The sequence below is a fragment of the Stenotrophomonas sp. CFBP8980 genome (assembly GCF_034046095.1).
Classification (GTDB): domain Bacteria; phylum Pseudomonadota; class Gammaproteobacteria; order Xanthomonadales; family Xanthomonadaceae; genus Stenotrophomonas; species Stenotrophomonas lacuserhaii.
On the sequence record NZ_JAXCXF010000003.1, the window covers coordinates 145,779 to 161,280 of the forward strand.

At 67.8% G+C, this 15,502-nt stretch carries 15 protein-coding genes and 1 riboswitch; of the genes, 6 read left to right on the plus strand and 9 right to left on the minus strand.

What is annotated here, in order from left to right; all coding sequences use genetic code 11:
* The first annotated feature begins 193 nt into the window (after positions 1 to 193).
* The gene (gene dinB, locus SOM47_RS09130) at positions 194 to 1,279 is read left to right on the plus strand and encodes a DNA polymerase IV (RefSeq protein WP_042614941.1); all 1,086 of its coding nucleotides are present in this window, start codon (positions 194 to 196) and stop codon (positions 1,277 to 1,279) included.
* A 34-nt stretch (positions 1,280 to 1,313) separates the two neighbouring features.
* On the opposite strand, the gene SOM47_RS09135 is transcribed toward dinB, so the two are convergent.
* Positions 1,314 to 1,952, minus strand: a complete 639-nt coding sequence (locus tag SOM47_RS09135; protein ID WP_320505384.1) for an NAD(P)-dependent oxidoreductase — start codon at positions 1,950 to 1,952, stop codon at positions 1,314 to 1,316.
* Positions 1,953 to 2,050: 98 nt separating this feature from the next.
* On the opposite strand from SOM47_RS09135, the gene SOM47_RS09140 reads away from it, so the two are divergent.
* Both SOM47_RS09140 and gph read left to right on the plus strand, forming a co-directional pair.
* On the plus strand, positions 2,051 to 2,953 hold the full coding sequence (locus tag SOM47_RS09140; RefSeq protein ID WP_320505385.1) for a LysR family transcriptional regulator: 903 nt from the start codon (positions 2,051 to 2,053) through the stop codon (positions 2,951 to 2,953).
* A gap of 72 nt (positions 2,954 to 3,025) precedes the next feature.
* Entirely contained in the window at positions 3,026 to 3,706 is a 681-nt protein-coding gene (gph, locus tag SOM47_RS09145) for a phosphoglycolate phosphatase (RefSeq protein WP_320505386.1), read from the plus strand.
* A gap of 215 nt (positions 3,707 to 3,921) precedes the next feature.
* On the opposite strand, the gene btuB is transcribed toward gph, so the two are convergent.
* A complete protein-coding gene (gene btuB / locus SOM47_RS09150) occupies positions 3,922 to 5,760 on the minus strand; it encodes a TonB-dependent vitamin B12 receptor (RefSeq protein ID WP_320505387.1) in 1,839 nt (612 codons plus the stop codon).
* Between the two features lie 115 nt (positions 5,761 to 5,875).
* Positions 5,876 to 6,095, minus strand: a riboswitch (cobalamin riboswitch).
* Between the two features lie 165 nt (positions 6,096 to 6,260).
* Between btuB and SOM47_RS09155 the strand changes: the two genes are divergently transcribed.
* Entirely contained in the window at positions 6,261 to 6,848 is a 588-nt protein-coding gene (locus SOM47_RS09155; protein WP_320505388.1) for a histidine phosphatase family protein, read from the plus strand.
* Positions 6,849 to 6,999: 151 nt separating this feature from the next.
* Here the strand turns inward: SOM47_RS09155 and SOM47_RS09160 are convergent, their stop codons facing one another.
* The 6 genes from SOM47_RS09160 to msrB all read right to left on the minus strand — a co-directional run bounded on the left by SOM47_RS09160 (position 7,000) and on the right by msrB (position 12,513).
* Positions 7,000 to 7,326, minus strand: a complete 327-nt coding sequence (locus SOM47_RS09160) for a TfoX/Sxy family protein (protein WP_192084301.1) — start codon at positions 7,324 to 7,326, stop codon at positions 7,000 to 7,002.
* A complete protein-coding gene (gene msrC / locus SOM47_RS09165; protein ID WP_042614935.1) occupies positions 7,323 to 7,805 on the minus strand; it encodes a free L-methionine (R)-S-oxide reductase MsrC in 483 nt (160 codons plus the stop codon). Before msrC ends, SOM47_RS09160 begins: the two co-directional genes overlap by 4 nt.
* A 9-nt stretch (positions 7,806 to 7,814) precedes the next feature.
* Positions 7,815 to 9,260 carry an aminotransferase-like domain-containing protein gene (locus SOM47_RS09170; RefSeq protein WP_414715784.1) on the minus strand — a complete coding sequence of 482 codons (1,446 nt, stop codon included), beginning with the start codon at positions 9,258 to 9,260 and terminating at the stop codon, positions 7,815 to 7,817.
* 156 nt (positions 9,261 to 9,416) lie between these two features.
* Entirely contained in the window at positions 9,417 to 10,154 is a 738-nt protein-coding gene (gene msrA / locus SOM47_RS09175; protein WP_042614933.1) for a peptide-methionine (S)-S-oxide reductase MsrA, read from the minus strand.
* Positions 10,155 to 10,163: 9 nt separating this feature from the next.
* Positions 10,164 to 11,927: a cytochrome c biogenesis protein DipZ gene (locus tag SOM47_RS09180; protein WP_320505476.1), complete on the minus strand. Its 1,764-nt coding sequence runs from the start codon at positions 11,925 to 11,927 to the stop codon at positions 10,164 to 10,166.
* A 28-nt stretch (positions 11,928 to 11,955) separates the two neighbouring features.
* Positions 11,956 to 12,513 (minus strand): peptide-methionine (R)-S-oxide reductase MsrB, encoded by a 558-nt coding sequence (gene msrB, locus SOM47_RS09185; RefSeq protein WP_192084302.1) that lies wholly within the window; start codon positions 12,511 to 12,513, stop codon positions 11,956 to 11,958.
* A 141-nt stretch (positions 12,514 to 12,654) separates the two neighbouring features.
* On the opposite strand from msrB, the gene SOM47_RS09190 reads away from it, so the two are divergent.
* Positions 12,655 to 13,377: a response regulator transcription factor gene (locus SOM47_RS09190; protein WP_042614932.1), complete on the plus strand. Its 723-nt coding sequence runs from the start codon at positions 12,655 to 12,657 to the stop codon at positions 13,375 to 13,377.
* A complete protein-coding gene (locus SOM47_RS09195) occupies positions 13,374 to 14,840 on the plus strand; it encodes a sensor histidine kinase (RefSeq protein WP_192084303.1) in 1,467 nt (488 codons plus the stop codon). Before SOM47_RS09190 ends, SOM47_RS09195 begins: the two co-directional genes overlap by 4 nt.
* 212 nt (positions 14,841 to 15,052) lie before the next feature.
* Here the strand turns inward: SOM47_RS09195 and queD are convergent, their stop codons facing one another.
* The gene (gene queD / locus SOM47_RS09200) at positions 15,053 to 15,418 is read right to left on the minus strand and encodes a 6-carboxytetrahydropterin synthase QueD (protein WP_042614954.1); all 366 of its coding nucleotides are present in this window, start codon (positions 15,416 to 15,418) and stop codon (positions 15,053 to 15,055) included.
* Positions 15,419 to 15,502: the final 84 nt, after the last annotated feature.

Genomic DNA, 15,502 nt, shown 5'->3' on the forward strand with positions numbered 1-15,502 from the left:
GGAAAGCACGATCCTGGAAGCGAAGAACGGAAGATCAAGCGCCCGAGGATGCATGACAGCACACGTCGCGATCAAACTTTTCCACCGTACGCACGCGTAGTGTTTACCATTGAAAACGCGCATCCTGTTGATGTGCAACGACCATACTTCGGCGTGTGGCCCACCAAGGTCGAATGCCCTTCCAACACCCACCATGAGCACTATGCGCAAGATCATCCACGTTGACATGGACGCCTTCTACGCGTCGGTGGAGCAACGCGACGATCCGTCCCTGCGCGGCCGGCCGGTGGTGGTGGCATGGCGTGGCGCGCGTTCGGTGGTGTGTGCGGCGTCCTACGAGGCACGGGTGTTCGGTGTGCGTTCGGCGATGCCGGCGCTGCGTGCCGAACGCCTGTGTCCGGATGCGGTGTTCGTGCCGCCTGACTTCGCACGCTACAAGGCCGTTTCCCGGCAGGTGCGCGAGATTTTCCTGCGCCATACCGACCTGGTGGAACCGTTGTCGCTGGACGAAGCGTACCTGGATGTCACCGTGCCGAAATCCGGGATCGCGCTGGCGACCGACATCGCGCGCGAAATCCGCGCGCAGATCCGCGATGAAACCGCGCTGACCGCCTCGGCGGGCATCGCGCCGAACAAGTTCCTGGCCAAGATCGCATCGGACTGGCGCAAGCCTGATGGCCAGTTCGTGGTCACCCCGCAGCGCGTGGACGCTTTCCTGCTGCCGCTGCCGGTGAAGAAGGTACCGGGCGTGGGCAAGGTGATGGAAGGCAAGTTGGCGGCGCGTGGCATCGTGACCTGTGGTGACCTGCGCAGCTGGTCGCTGGCTGCGCTGGAAGAGGCCTTCGGCAGCTTCGGTCGCAGTCTGTACAACCGTGCCCGTGGTATCGACGAACGGCCAGTGGAGCCGGACCAGCCGGTGCAGTCGATTTCCTCCGAAGACACGTTCGCCGAGGATGTTCCGCTGGATGCACTGGCGCCGGCGATCGCCCAGCTGGCGGAGAAAACCTGGAACGCCACGCGCCGGACCGACCGCACCGGGCACACGGTGGTGCTGAAACTGAAGACCTCGCAGTTCCGCATCCTCACCCGCAGCTACACGCCGGAGCGGCCGCCGGAATCGATGGAGGAACTGCGCGACATCGCCCTGGCGCTGCGCGATCGCGTGGAGCTGCCGCCGGACACGCTGTACCGCTTGGTGGGCGTCGGCCTGGGCGGCTTCCGCGAGCGCGAGCCGGTCCTGCAGGGGGACCTGTTCCAGAAAGGGGACGGAGGGAATTAAGCGAACTTAATTCCCTCCGTCCCCTTTTTGGGTTTCAGTACGCGGCGGTGATGATCTGGCGCGGGTGGGCGTGGGTTTCCAGTTCTTCCACGAACGCGGCGGCGTAGTCGGCGTAGCTGATACGGCTGTGGCCTTCGGCGTCGGCGAGGAAGCTGCGGGCCTGCACGCGATACTGCGCGCGCTCTTCGCCCGGGCCGATTTCCGCGGCCGGCGAGAAGAACGTCCAGTCGATGTCCTGCACGGCCTGGAGCGTCTTCAACGCCTCGCGTGCGGCCAGTGCAAAAGGCTTGTAGGCGGCCGGGAAATCCGGGGTATCGACCAGCTGCACCCCCGGTGCGACTTCCAGGCTGCCTGCACCGCCCACCACCACCAGCCGCGGCACGCCTGCCTGGCGCGCGGCATCGAGCAGCTGCCCGGCGACCACCGCGATCTGGCCGATGTCATCGCCCGGGCGCGGACCGTAGGCACTGGCCAGCACATCGTGGCCGGCAATCACGGCCGCCAGCGCGGCACTGTCATCCAGCGGGGCGATGGCCTGCGCGGCGCCGTCCAGTTCGGCGGGCAGCTGTTTCTCACTGCGTACGATGGCGGTGACCTGGTGGCCGTTGGCCAGCGCATGGCGGGCGATCTGGCGGCCGATGTTGCCGGTGGCACCGACGAGGGCGATCTTCATGGGGGGCGTTCCGTAGCGGGGTGAGCGGTCACTGTAGGTGCCCTTACATGATCGAAAAACAGCGTATAACGATCATGTTTGTTGCATGGATCGAGCAGATGGACCGATTGACCGCCATCGATGTGTTCATTGAAGTGGCCGAGCGCGGCAGCCTGACCGCGGCTGCAGAGGCGCTGGACATGTCGCGGCCGATGGTTACCCGCTACCTGGCCGCGCTGGAGCAGTGGCTGGGTGCGCGCCTGCTGCACCGGACCACCCGCCGGGTCGCGCTGACCGGCCCGGGCGAGATCGCGCTGACGCGCTTCCAGCAGATGCGTGGAATGCGCCAGGAACTGGAAGACGAGCTGGCCAGCCAGGATCCCGAACCCCATGGCGTGCTGCGGGTGACGGCCAGCGTGTCGTTCGGCCAGCTGCACCTGGCCCCGGCCGTAGCCGACTACGTGAAGCGCTACAAGCAAGCGCGTATCGAACTGTTGATGGTGGACCGCATCGTCAACCTGGTGGAGGAGCGGATCGACCTGGCGGTTCGCATATCGCGGCAGATCGATCCGGCATTGATCGCGCGTCGGCTGGCCGATTGCCGTTCGGTGCTGTGCGCCGCGCCGGCCTACCTGCAGCAGCAGGGCACCCCGCACAGCGCCGAACAGCTGGCGACGCACAACTGCCTGACCCACCATTACGTCGGCAAGGGCGTGTGGCGCCTGCAGCGGGATGGACGCGAGGTGGCGGTCAGCGTGAGCGGCAACATCAGTGCCAACGATTCGTCGCTGCTGCTGGAGGCGGTGCGCAGTGGCACCGGCATCGCGATGCTGCCGGCCTACCAGGTGAATCCGCTGTTGGCCAGCGGTGAGCTGGTCGCGTTGCTCGCCGATTACTCGTTGGAAGCAATGGGGCTGCACGCGGTGTATGCCTCGCGTCGGCAGCAGTCCACCCTGCTGCGCAGCTTCGTCGACTTCCTGGTGGAGCGGTTCTCCAGCCCGGCGTTTGCCGCGTACTGCTAGCCAGCGCCGGTCAATGAAGCGGCCGTGGGCGGCCGTTACACTGCGGGTTCCCCCGCATGACATGGCAGGCCTGTGAGCGACGTAGCGACGTATCCGTATCCGCTGGTGGTGTTCGACCTGGATGGCACGCTGGTGGACAGTGCCAGTGACATCGCCGAAGCATTGAACCGCACGCTGGAAGACTGGCAGCTGCCGCGGGTGGCCGAAGCCACCGTGCTGACCTGGATCGGTGACGGCGTGCGTCGGCTGGTGGAGCAGGCGTTCACCGCGGCGGGCAGCACGATCGACCTGGATCGGGTGATGCCGGGCTTCATGGTGCACTACCGTGAGTGCCTGCTGCGCAGCCCGCGGCTGTTCGATGGCGTCGCCGAGGCCCTGCAGCAGCTGCAGGAACGTGGCGTGCCGATGGCGATCTGCACCAACAAGCCGAGTGCGCTGGTACAACCGCTGCTGGATCACCTGGGCATCGGCGATCGGTTCGCGCTGGTGCTGGGCGGCGATTCGTTGCCGCAGCGCAAGCCCAGCGGCGAGCCACTGCGGCATATCGCCGGGCACTTTGCTTTCGCGCCCGGCGACTGCCTGATGGTGGGGGATTCGTTGACCGACTACCGCGCCGCGCTGGATGCCGGCATGCCGGTGGCGCTGGTCCGTTATGGCTATCCCCGCGGACTGGACCTGCAGCACAACGAGGCCGTGGCGGTCGTCGACGACCTGCGCCAGTTGCCAGGGTTGCGCGCGGGCAGAGTCGGGTAACGGCCGACCGCACCCGCTGCGCCCGCCGACCATGGGTCGGCGCTACCGATGGCGGCTGGTGGGTAGCGCCGAGCCGTGCTCGGCGGAATGTTTCCGCGCACGGGCCGCTGCGCTCGCCGACCATGGGTCGGCGCTACCGATGCGGGCTGGTGGGTAGCGCCGAGCCGTGGTCGGCGGAATGTCTCCGCGCACGGAGCGCTGCGCTACCGTGCGCGTTACTTCGGCTGGTAGCGCACGCTGAGCTGGTATTCACGCCCGGGCTGGTTGTACCAAGCGACGGTTTCATAGCGACGGTCGAACACGTTGGCGGCCCGTGCGAGCACCGACCAGTCATCGCTGAGCGCGTACTCCAACCGCACGTCCAGGGTGCCGTAGCCCGCAAGCTTCACTGTGTTGGCGGCATCGTCGTAGCGCTTGCCGGCGCCGAAGCCGGTCAGGCCGACGCGCAGGTCGCCGAAGCGGCGGTCCAGGTCGATGCGCGCGGTCTGCTGCGCACGGCGCGCCAGCCAGTTGTCGTACTGCGCACCGACGGTGCGGTTGCGCGGGGCGGTGTAGCTCAGCTGTGCGTTGATGTCGATGCCGGCCAAGGTGGTGGCGGCGGTCAGCTCGGCGCCGCGGATACGCGCCTTTTCCACCTGGGTCATGCGGAAGGTGGCCGCGTCGTAGGTGATCAGGTCATCCACGCGCGTCTCATACACATCCAAGCCCCAGCGCCAGCCCTGGCCCTGCTGCGCGATGCCGATGTTGCTGCTGCGTGCCTTTTCCGGATCCAGCGTGGCCACCCCGCTCCACGGGTCATACAGGTCGCTGAAGGTCGGCGCCTTAAACGCGGTGCCGTGGCTGGCGGTAAGCTTCCAGCCCGCGCCCAGCTCCACACCCCAAGCCAGTGAACCGGTGGTGTGGTTGCCGAACTGCTGGTTGTCATCGTTGCGCACGCTGGCCTGCAGCTGGTGCCGGCCGAAGCGACCCTGGTACTGAACGAACACACCGGTGTTGTCACGGCTGTCGACCAGGTAGCCGGCGCTGCTGCCATCCAGGCTGTCATCACTCCAGTCCACGCCGCCGCTCAGCAGCTGGTTGTCGGCCAGGCTGGCGTCGACCTGCAGCGAGGCGCTGTCGCGGTGGGTCTGTGCGCTGCCGAAGGCATCGAACGGTCCGCTGTTGTCCGATTCATTGTCGCTGCGGCCGATGCCGGCCGTCACCGCCAGGCGCTCGGACGGGGTGTAGCGGAGCTTGCCGCCGAGCACCTGCTGCAGCGTTTCAGAGTAGTTGTAGTAGCCGTCGTAGTGGTTCTCGCCTTCGGCACGCAGCGCGCTGCCTTCCACGCTCCACTGTGGGTTGAACGTGTAGCCACCCCGCGCACTCTTGGAGAGATTGCGGTAGCCATCGCGATCCGGCTCGTCCGCGCCACAGCCCTGGAAAGTCGCCGCCGAACCGCGGCACGCATCGATGCCGTCGCTGTGCTGGTAGGCGATATCCAGCCCGAACCAGCCGCGCTCGGTGCCGCCGCCGATGCCACCGCTGGCCTGGCGCAGGCCGTTGCTGCCACCGCCCAGTTCCAGGTGCGGTGCAAAGCCGCCGGTATCACGACGGGTGAAGATCTGCACCACGCCGCCGATCGCATCCGCGCCGTACAGGCTCGACTGCGGGCCGCGCACGATCTCCACGCGTTCGATCTGCGCCAGCGGAAGGTCCTGCAGCATGGCCAGGCCGAAGTCACCGGTGTTGATGCGTACGCCATCGACCAGCACCACGGTGTGCGAGGAATTGGTGCCGCGCAGGAACAACGAGGTCTGCTTGCCGAGTCCGCCGGTGTTGGCCAGGTTGATGCCGGCGCGGCCGCGCAGCAGGTCCTGCAGCGAGGTGGCCTGGCTGGCTTCGATGGCGCTGCGGTCGATCACCTGCGCAGGGCTGAGGCTGTCGGCCAGCGCGATCGGGGTACGCGTGGCGGTGACCAGCACCTGGTCCAGCGCGGTGGCCGCGTTCTGTGCGCCAGCCACGCCAGGCAGTGCGGCCAGCACGGCCAGGGAGAGGATTCGGGACTGCAATGTCATGGGGTAACTCCAACTGCCGCGCACGCCCGCGCGGACAAAAAGGGAGCTGCAACGCGGAGACAGGGCGATGCGCACCGCGCAGGACGCGGTGGCCGTCGCCGATGCCCACCGCATCGCAACCTGGTGCTTCCGGGCCGGTCTCCGGGCTTGCCGTCGGTGGAGGTCCACCGGGCGGACGCCTTCCCATGCCCGGGGGCACAGTGGCGTGAGGTCCGCTTGTGACGTGCTTACCGTTGCGGGGGCAGCGCCGGAGTGGCATCACCTGGATGCGTCACCGGCTTCCCGTTTCAACCTGCCAGCCGACGCCGCAGGTCACCTTGAAGTGCGCGCAGTCTAAGCCATCGCGTGCGGTGATGCAGGCCGCGTGCGCCGGTGCACTAGAATGGCCCCTGTTTCGTTCCAGATCTGCCCATGACGTCCATGCCGTACTGCGTTGCCCCCTTGTCCCAAGGCCCGGGTGCCTGCCCGCTGATCCCGGACCGGTGCAGCGGGGCCAAGCGATGATCCTGGACCTGGTCCGCCACGCCAGCACCGGCCGCGACACCCACCTGGACGGTCGCACCGACCGGCCGCTGCTGGCCGGGGCGCACGATGCGCTGTGCGCGGCCTACCAAGGCCATGAGTGGGAGCGGGTGATCAGCTCGCCACGCCTGCGCGCGCTGCATACCGCGGTCGCGCTGGCGGTGCCGCGCGGGCTGGACGTGCAGCCGGATGCAGAGTGGGAAGAACTCGATTTCGGCGACTGGGACGGCCTGGCGATCGAGGCCCTGCCGGAACAGGAACTGCTTGGGTTCCATCGCGATCCGCATGCGTTCGCCCCGCCGAATGGCGAAAGCTGGGGTCGCTTCGAGCGCCGCATCGCGCGCGCGCTGGACCGGCTGTTCGATGAGGAAGAAGAGCAGGACGCGGCACCGACGCTGATCGTCAGCCATGGAGGGCCGCTGCGGATGGTGCTGTCGCAGGTGTGTGGCCTGCCGGTGGCACTGTGCTGGGCGCTGCGCATCGACCACGGCACGCGCCTGCGGTTGCGGGTGGAGCGCGGAGATGCGGGGCTGTGGGGCGAGTTGCTGGAACTGCAGCAGCCCTGAAAGTGGGGCGGGAGGCCCGCGGCGCCGCTGCGCTCGCCGAGCATGGCTCGGCGCTACCCTCGCGGTGATGTCGACCGGTACCGGTAGCGCCGAGCCATGCTCGGCGGGGTCAGCGGAAAGAGGTTGACGGCCAGCGGCCGTCACTACCCCGTCAGTCGTTGTTGTCGTCGAAGCGTTGTTCGCGCACCGGGCCGGAGGCAGGCCCCGGCGCTTTCAGCGGCTGCAGGGCGATGCGCGCCTCGTAGTCGTGCACCAGCGCGCTGCGCTGGGCTTCGGTCAGGTCCTGCCAGTGGCAGTCCAGCAAAGCGCCTTCCAGCGAATACAGGAGGTTGAGGCTGGGCTTGAAGCCGGCCCTTCGAACCTTGACGAAGGCCCCCACCGAGCCGATGGCGAGCAGGTCTTCGCGGCTGCGCAGGCCGACCTGGCGCAGCCATGCTGCGCTCTTCGGACCAATGTTGCGCAGCTGCACGGTGCTCATCGCAGTGCGTCGACGAACACAGCAGCGATCGCTTCCAGGCCGGCCTGGTCGTCGGCATCGAAGCGCGCCAGCAGCGGGCTGTCGAGGTCGAGCACGCCGATCAGCGCACCGTCCTTGACCAGCGGCACCACCAGTTCCGAACGCGAGGCCGAATCGCAGGCGATGTGGCCCGGGAAGGCGTCGACGTCGTCGACGCGCTGGGTTACGCGTTCCGTGGCGGCCGCACCGCACACGCCCTTGTGCAGCGGAATGCGCACGCAGGCGGGCAGGCCCTGGAAGGGGCCGACCACCAGCTCGGTGCCGTCGAACAGGTAGAAGCCGGCCCAGTTGAGGTGGGGCACGGCGTGGTAGATCAGCGCCGAGAGGTTGGCCGCGTTGGCGATGCGGTCGCTCTCGCCATGCACCAGGCCACGGGCCTGGTCCAGCAGCTGGGCGTATTGTTCCGGCTTGCTGCCGGTCAGCGAAGAAGTGGCGAACATGCCGCCAGTCTAGCAAGGCACGACGGTGCTGGCGGCCAGTGCCGTGGCCAGCGCCCCGATCCGCGCAATGCCCGCCACGTAACGCGCATCCAGCTCCTGGCAGCAGGACAGGCGCAGGCAGTGGCGGTAGCGCGCGCCGCGCGAATACATCTGGCCGGGCATGAACACGATGTCCTCGGCCAGTGCCTGTTCGAACAACTCGCCGGTGTCCACGCCGGGAATCTCCAGCCACAGCAGGAAGCCACCGGTGGGTTCGGTCGCCCGCGTGCCGGGCGGGAAATGCTGGGCAACCAGCTGCCGCACCTTGCTGGTCTGTTCGCGGTACAGGCGGCGCATGCGGCGCAGGTGGTGTTCGTAGTTGCCGGCTTCCAGGAAGGCGGCGACCGCATCGCCGAGCAGCCTTGATTCGGCACCGCTGGAATGGAACTTGAGCAGCGCGATGCGGTCGATGAAACGCCCGCCTTCCAGCCAGCCGACACGGTAGTCCGGTGCCAGGGTCTTGGAAAAACCCGCGCACACCATCACCCAGCCGTCGCGGTCGAAGGCCTTCAGCAGCGGCTCCAGCGGTTCGCTGTGCTGCAGTTCGGCGTACACGATGTCTTCGATCACCGGCAGGCGGCGTGCATTGGCCAGTTCGGCCAGGCGTTGCTTGGCCGCCACCGGCATGGTGCAGCCCAGCGGGTTGTGCACCGTGGGCATCACCACCAGCGCGGCCAGTGCGGTGGTGTCCAGCAGCGCATCGAGAGCTTCCACGTCCAGGCCCCGCTGCGGGTGGGTGGGCAGTTCGATCGCCTGCAGGCCCAGGCTGGCCAACAGGGGGTAGAGGTTGAAATACGATGGCGCTTCGATGCCGACCGCATCGCCCGGTTCAGTCACCGCGCGCAGCGCCAGTTGCAGGGCCTCCATTGCCCCATGGGTGAGCGTGATCCGGCCGGGCACGGTGTGCAGGCCCATCCGCGGGCCGCGCTGCACGATCTGCCGGATCAGGGCCTGCGAGCCATCCGGCCGCGCATACGTTTCCACCGTGGCCAGGCTGCGGCGCAGGACCTGCGCAGTTGCGCGCTGCAGCTGCACGCCGGGATAGAAGACGCGACCGCGCGGGCCGGCGAAGGCCAGGTCCAGCACCTGTGGCCGCTGCTGGGCGGCAAGCACCCGTGCCAGCATCGCCGGCTGGCTGGGCGCAGTGGGCTCGGAGGGTGCATCCCGCAGCGATCGACGGGGAACCTGCAGGCGGGCGGCAACTTCGAAGCCGGACCGCGGCAGCGGCACCACCAGCCCGGCATCTTCGAGTTGCCGGTAGGCGCCGATCACCGTGTTCAGGCTGACCTTGCGCTGCTGCGCCATCTGCCGCAGCGAGGGCAGGCGCGCACCGCTGGGCAGGCGACCGGCGTGGATCGCCAGGGACAGCTCATCGGCCAGTTGCTGGTAGCGGGGCGGCGCGGCCTGGGCGTCCATCTGTATCCAACCAAACAGGGGGAGCCTGCCACTGTACCCCTGTTTTCCTTCGCTCTACGATGCAGCCTTGCTGGCATCAGCTCCGGCCTTGCTGGCATCAGCTCCGGCATTTCCCCCACGCACGCCCTTGATGGACGTGCGTTCTTTTTTTCCCGCTTACTTCATCGGCACCAGCACCGGTTCGCGGCGGTACAGCTGTGGGAAACGCTGCTGCAGGGCCACCAGCTTGGGTGCGTCGTAGTAGCGGATGTAAGCGGCCTGCGGGTTCCGCTCCAGGTAGTTCTGATGGTAGGCCTCAGCCGGATAGAAGCGCTTGCCGCTGCCCAGTTCGGTCACCACCGGGGATGAGAAAGAGGCGCCGATCTGGCCCACGTAGGCACGGTTGGCGGCCTGCTGGCGGGCATCGTCGCTGAAGATGGCGGAGCGATACTGTGTCCCGTGGTCCGGCCCCTGGCGATTGAGCTGGGTCGGGTCGTGCGCCACCGAGAAAAACACCTGCAGCAGCTGGCCATAACTGACCTGGCGAGGATCGTAGTCCACCCGCACCGCTTCAGCATGGCCGGTACGCCCGCTGCTGATGATCTCGTAGCGCGCGGTCGATGCGTCGCCGCCGATATAGCCGGAGACCGCGTTGCCCACGCCCTTGACGTGCTGGAACACGCCCTGCACGCCCCAGAAGCAGCCGCCGGCGAATACCACGCTGGCCTGCGTGCGCTCGTCCTTGTACGCCGCCACGCCGGTGGGAGCGGGCAGGGCGCGGCTTTCTTCGACGGCGCGCGCCGGTGCCATGCCCGCGCCGATGGCCGGGCCTGCATCGACCGCGAACACCACCAGCGCACCTACCACCAGCGCGGCCACTGCCGCGGCGATGCCTTGTTCCAATGAGAATTTCATGCGACCTCCTCAGCCAAACGTAAACGCATAGGCCTGGACACCCGGGTCCAGGAACTCGATCTCGAACAGGTGCTCACCGATGTCCGCGCGCTGGCGCACCAGCTGGTACAGGCGATGCTCATCGACCACGCCAGTGCCGTCGTGCTGCACATCGCCACCGGCATCGGCGGCCTGCAGCGGCTTGCCATCCAGCAGCACGCGGAAGCGGATGGGTTTGCCGTCTGCCGCTGGCGCCAGCACCAGGTGCAGGTCGCGGGCGTGGAAGCGGAAGGCGATGCGTCCGCCCGCCGAGGCCAGCGTGGCCGACTCCTGGTCGACCGACCACCGGCCGCGCAGCGCCCATTGGTTCAGCGCCCACCGCTGCGGAAGGTCGTAGTCGAACGGCTGATCGCGGCGGAAGCCACCGGGTGAGGCGAAGTGTTCCGCACGCGCATGGCCGAGGTAGGTTTCCGGCGAACGCAGGTTGCCCATGTCGGCCTGTTCGGCAACGCCTTGCAGGGTGGCGGCGGTGGGATCGGCCGGCGGTGGCAGGTTGGTCTGGCCCGCTTCCTGCAGCAGCCGGCGGATTACCTGCTCGGAGTGCGCATAGTTGCCCTCGCCGAACTGGTGCGCGCGGATGCGGCCCTGCGCATCGACGAAATAATGCGCTGGCCAGTAGCGGTTTTCGAACGCTCGCCAGATCGCATAGTCGTTGTCCAGCGCGACCGGGTAGGTGACCTTGAGCTGCTCGACCGCACGCATCACGTTGCGCGGGTTGCGCTCGAAGGCGAACTCCGGGGTGTGCACGCCGATCACCACCAGGCCGTGGTCGCGATAGCGCTCGGCCCATTCGTGCACGAACGGCATCGCGCGCAGGCAGTTGATGCAGGAGTAGGTCCAGAAGTCGATCAGCACCACCTTCCCGCGCAGTTGTTCGCGGTTCAGCGGCGGGCTGTTGAGCCAGCCGGTGGTGCCTTCCAGGGCAGGCAGCTCGCCTTCGACCGGCAGCGGCACATCAGCGGCGGCTGCGCCGGTGCTGGTCATCGCCACACCGCCCGCCTGCGCGCCGGGCACCGCATCCAGCAGGCCCTGTTCCAGCCGTGCCGTGCTGACCGCGGACAACCGGGTGAGGACCCCCGTGTCCCAGCCCATCGCAATGGCGACCACCGCCAGCAGCGCCGCCACGCCGAGCACACGGCGCAGCACATTGCCCAGCCCCAGGCGTGCCTTCAGCGCATTGAAGACCCGGCCGCCCACCCACACCGCCAGCGCGAGCGCGGTGACGGCGCCCAGGGCATAGGCAAGCAGCAGACTGCTGGTGCTGGCACTGGCGCCGTTGAGCGCCGCACCGGTCAGCACCAGGCCGAGGATCGGTCCGGCGCACGGGGCCCACAGCAGGCCGGTCGCGATGCCGACCAGCAGCGACGTACCGGCCCCACCACGGCCGGCGTCGTCGGCGGCATCGGCACGCGCGCTGAGGCGTGCGCCGACGCGCTGGAACGGTGCCAGCAGGCGGTCGGCAAAGGCCGGCCACAGCAGTGCCAGGGCGAACACCGCCATGACCACCAGGGCGACCCAGCGGCCGATCTGGTTGGCCTGTGCCACCCACGCACTGCCCACGGCAGCCAGGCTGGCCACCACGGTGAAGGTGATCGCCATGCCCAGCAGCAGCGGCAGGGTGCTGCGCAGGAACGAGCCGCCGGCACGCGCGAACACGAACGGCAGTACCGGCAGGATGCAGGGACTGAGCAGGGTCAACAGACCCCCCAGGTAAGCCAGCAGCAACAGCATCAGCGACGCTCCATCAACAAAAGAAAAGGCATCAGACCGGCACCCGCCAGGCGCTGCCGGCATCGGTGGCATCGGTGCTGGCGGCAGGCTCGAAGGTCAGCGCGGCACCGTTCATGCAGTAGCGCAGTCCGGTCGGACGCGGGCCATCATTGAAGACATGACCCAGGTGTCCGCCACAGCGGCGGCAGTGGATTTCCACGCGCACCATGCCGAACAGGGTGTCACGCTGTTCGCCGACGGCATCGTGCAGCGGCGCCCAGAAACTGGGCCATCCGGTGCCGCTTTCGAACTTGGTCGAAGAGGAAAACAACGGCAGCGCGCAGCCGGCACAGTGGAAGGTGCCGCGGCGCTTTTCGCGGTCCAGCGGGCTGCTGCCCGCACGCTCGGTCGCCTGCTGGCGCAGCACGGCATACTGCGCCGGGGTCAGCTGCTGCTTCCATTGGGCGTCGCTGCGCATGATCTCGAAACGGCGGGCAGGCGCGGCTTCGGCGGCGGCCGGCGCGGCACGGCTACAGGCGCCGATGCCCAGCACGCTGGCGGCAGCGGCCATGCCCCCCAGGCCAAGCAGGTGACGTCGGGACAGTGACATGGCCATCTCCAGCAGGGACGATGGGGCCATGCTGCGCCCCGGCGGATCAACGAATCCTCACAGAGAGTTCAATTTTCCGTGATACATCCGGGTCGGCCTGCGCTGACAATGCCCTTACGCTTCCTGATTGCCGCTATCTCCATGACTGATGCCCAGCGTGTCCTGATCGTCGAAGACGACGTCCATATCGCCGACCTGCTGCGCCTGCACCTTGCCGACGAGGGCTACACGGTGGTGCATGCCGCCAGCGGCGATGACGGCATGCGGCTGCTGGAACAGGACGGACCGTGGGATGCCCTGGTGCTGGACGTGATGCTGCCGGGCGTGGATGGCCTGCAGATCTGTCGCCGCGCACGGGCGATGGCGCGCTATGTGCCGATCATCATCATCAGTGCGCGCGGCAGCGAGACCCAGCGCATCGTCGGGCTGGAACTGGGCGCTGATGACTACCTGGCCAAACCCTTCTCCATGCCCGAGCTGGTGGCCCGCGTGCGCGCGTTGCTGCGGCGTGCCGAGGCGATGGCGCAGAGCGCGCGCCTGGACGCCGGGGCGATCGAGCTGGGCAGCCTGCGGCTGGATCCGCTGGCGCGCGTCGCGCTGCACGCCGGCAGGGAACTGGAGCTCACCCCGCGTGAGTTCGACCTGCTGTTGTTCTTCGCCCGCCATCCGGGGCAGGTGTTCGCACGCGCGGAGCTGCTGGACCAGGTGTGGGGCTATGGCCACGATGGCTACGAGCATACGGTCAACACCCACATCAACCGGCTGCGCAACAAGATCGAAGCCGACCCGGCCCACCCGAAGCAGATCCTCACGGTGTGGGGCCGCGGCTACAAGCTGGTCGGCGCCGCCGGAGGTGATGCATGAGGTTGCGCCTGCGGCTGTGGCAGAAACTGGCCGCGGTGTTCGCTGCGCTGCTGGTGCTGTGCAGCCTGGCGCTGCTGGGCATGCAGATGCGGATGGCGCTGCGGCATGAGCAGGAAGTGGTGCAGCGACTGTCGCTGGGGCTGGCCGGGCATATTGCCCAGCGCAGCGAGCTGATGGACCAGGCCGGGATGCGCGAGCCGGAAGTGCGCGCGCTGTTCGGCCAGCTGATGGCAGTCAATCCCAGCGTGGAGGTATACCTGCTGGATGACCAGGGCCGCGTGCTCGGCCACGATGCGCCGAGTGGCCACCTGCATCGCGGCCGGGTGGACGTAGCGCCGCTGCAGGCACTGCTGGCCGGCGCGCCGCTGCCGATCCTCGGCGATGATCCGCGCAGCGAACGCGGGCGCAAGGTCTTCAGCGTGGCCCCGCTGGTGGTGCAGGGCCGCGCGGCGGGTTACGTGTACGTGGTGCTGGTGGGCGAGCAGCGCCAGATGCTCGCCGACGACCTGGCCGCGAGCAGCCAGTGGCGGACCATGCTGTGGTCGGTGGCGCTGGTTGCGGTGCTGGGCATGCTGGCCGGACTGGTGGCGTTCTACTGGGTGACCCGCCCGCTGCGTGAGTTGACCCGGCGCATCCAGTCGTTCGACATCGATGCGCCCACCGACCTGCCTTCGCTGCCCGCCCTGCGCGAGGACGAGCGCGACGAACTGCTGATCCTGGAGCATGCCCACGCGCAGATGGCACACCGGCTGGGCGAGCAGTGGCAGCAGCTGCGGCAGCAGGACCTGCAGCGTCGCGAGATGGTGGCCAATATTTCGCATGACCTGCGCACGCCGCTGGCGTCGCTGCATGGGTACTTGGAAACACTGGCGATGAAGGAGGCGACGTTGAGCGTGGACGAGCGTCGTCGCTATCTTTCAATCGCGCTTTCGCAGAGTGCCAAGGTCGGCGGGCTGGCACGCGCGCTGTTCGAGCTGGCGCGGTTGGAGCACGGGCAGGTGCAGCTGCAGTGGGAAGTGTTCGCCCTGCCGGAGTTGCTGCAGGACGTGCTGCAGAAATTCGAGTTGTCCGCCCAGGCGAAAGGCCAGCAGCTGGATGCCGAATTTCCGCAGGGACTGCCGCTGGTGCGTGCCGATGTCGGGCTGGTGGAGCGGGTGCTGACCAACCTGATCGACAACGCGCTGCGGCACACGCCGCAGGGGGGACACGTGCAGGTTGCGTTGGCGGCCGATGCGGACAACGTGTGGGTCACGGTCAGTGATGACGGTCCGGGCGTGGATGCGGGGGTGCGCGCCACCTTGTTCCAGGCGCCTGCAGCGCTCGGGCCGCGGCGTGGCGAGAACGGTGGACTCGGCCTGCTGATCGTGCAGCGCATCGTGCAGTTGCACGGGCGCGAGATCGCCCTGCTGGAGACCGCGCAGGGTGCGGCGTTCCGGTTCGGCCTGCCACGGGCACGGCCCTAGGCAAAAAAAAGGACCCGACAGAGGGAGGGATCTGTCGGGTCCTGCGACTGCACGGGGGGAGGGACCCATGCAGTGTCCTGGCGGTCTGCGGCTCCGGAATCCGGCGGTTCGCGACCTGTTGCAATGCAGCATACGCCTTTCGTGCTGCATTGCAACAGGGGCTGGGGAAATTTCAACCGCGATGCAAATCCCGTTCAGGATCAATCGCTTGCTCAGCGGTTGGCGGGGCCCCGATAGCGGCAGCCAGAGGTGCAGGTCTCGTGCACCGTGATTTCGCTCAGTTCCGGCAGCACCGGCTTCAGCTCCTGCCAGATCCACGTGGCGAGGTTCTCGCTGGTCGGATTTTCCAGGCCAGGAATGTCGTTGAGGTAGTGATGGTCCAGGCGGTCGTAGATCGGCTGGAACGCGGCTTTGACGTCGCCGAAATCCATGATCCAGCCGGTCTCCGCGCCGGGCTCGCCTTCCACCTTCAGTTCCACCCGGAACGAATGCCCGTGCAGGCGCGAGCACTTGTGGCCCGGGGGCACGTTCGGCAGCCGATGCGCTGCCTCGATCATGAAGACTTTGAAGATTTCCATGCCGCGATTGTAGCGGTCCGGGGACGACAAAGCCGTTGCATCCACAACATCTTCCTTTTCATCGCGATGAAGAGATGGTAGCTT

Coding starts and splice junctions, on each gene's coding strand:
- btuB (WP_320505387.1), bottom strand. CDS start 5,760: ATGACATTGCAGTCCCGAATCCTCTCCCTGGCCGTGCTGGCCGCACTG.
- SOM47_RS09160 (WP_192084301.1), bottom strand. CDS start 7,326: ATGAGCACCGTGCAGCTGCGCAACATTGGTCCGAAGAGCGCAGCATGG.
- SOM47_RS09170 (WP_414715784.1), bottom strand. CDS start 9,260: ATGGACGCCCAGGCCGCGCCGCCCCGCTACCAGCAACTGGCCGATGAG.
- SOM47_RS09135 (WP_320505384.1), bottom strand. CDS start 1,952: ATGAAGATCGCCCTCGTCGGTGCCACCGGCAACATCGGCCGCCAGATC.
- queD (WP_042614954.1), bottom strand. CDS start 15,418: ATGGAAATCTTCAAAGTCTTCATGATCGAGGCAGCGCATCGGCTGCCG.
- SOM47_RS09190 (WP_042614932.1), top strand. CDS start 12,655: ATGACTGATGCCCAGCGTGTCCTGATCGTCGAAGACGACGTCCATATC.
- msrB (WP_192084302.1), bottom strand. CDS start 12,513: ATGTCACTGTCCCGACGTCACCTGCTTGGCCTGGGGGGCATGGCCGCT.
- dinB (WP_042614941.1), top strand. CDS start 194: ATGAGCACTATGCGCAAGATCATCCACGTTGACATGGACGCCTTCTAC.
- msrC (WP_042614935.1), bottom strand. CDS start 7,805: ATGTTCGCCACTTCTTCGCTGACCGGCAGCAAGCCGGAACAATACGCC.
- msrA (WP_042614933.1), bottom strand. CDS start 10,154: ATGAAATTCTCATTGGAACAAGGCATCGCCGCGGCAGTGGCCGCGCTG.
- SOM47_RS09140 (WP_320505385.1), top strand. CDS start 2,051: ATGGACCGATTGACCGCCATCGATGTGTTCATTGAAGTGGCCGAGCGC.
- SOM47_RS09195 (WP_192084303.1), top strand. CDS start 13,374: ATGAGGTTGCGCCTGCGGCTGTGGCAGAAACTGGCCGCGGTGTTCGCT.
- SOM47_RS09155 (WP_320505388.1), top strand. CDS start 6,261: ATGATCCTGGACCTGGTCCGCCACGCCAGCACCGGCCGCGACACCCAC.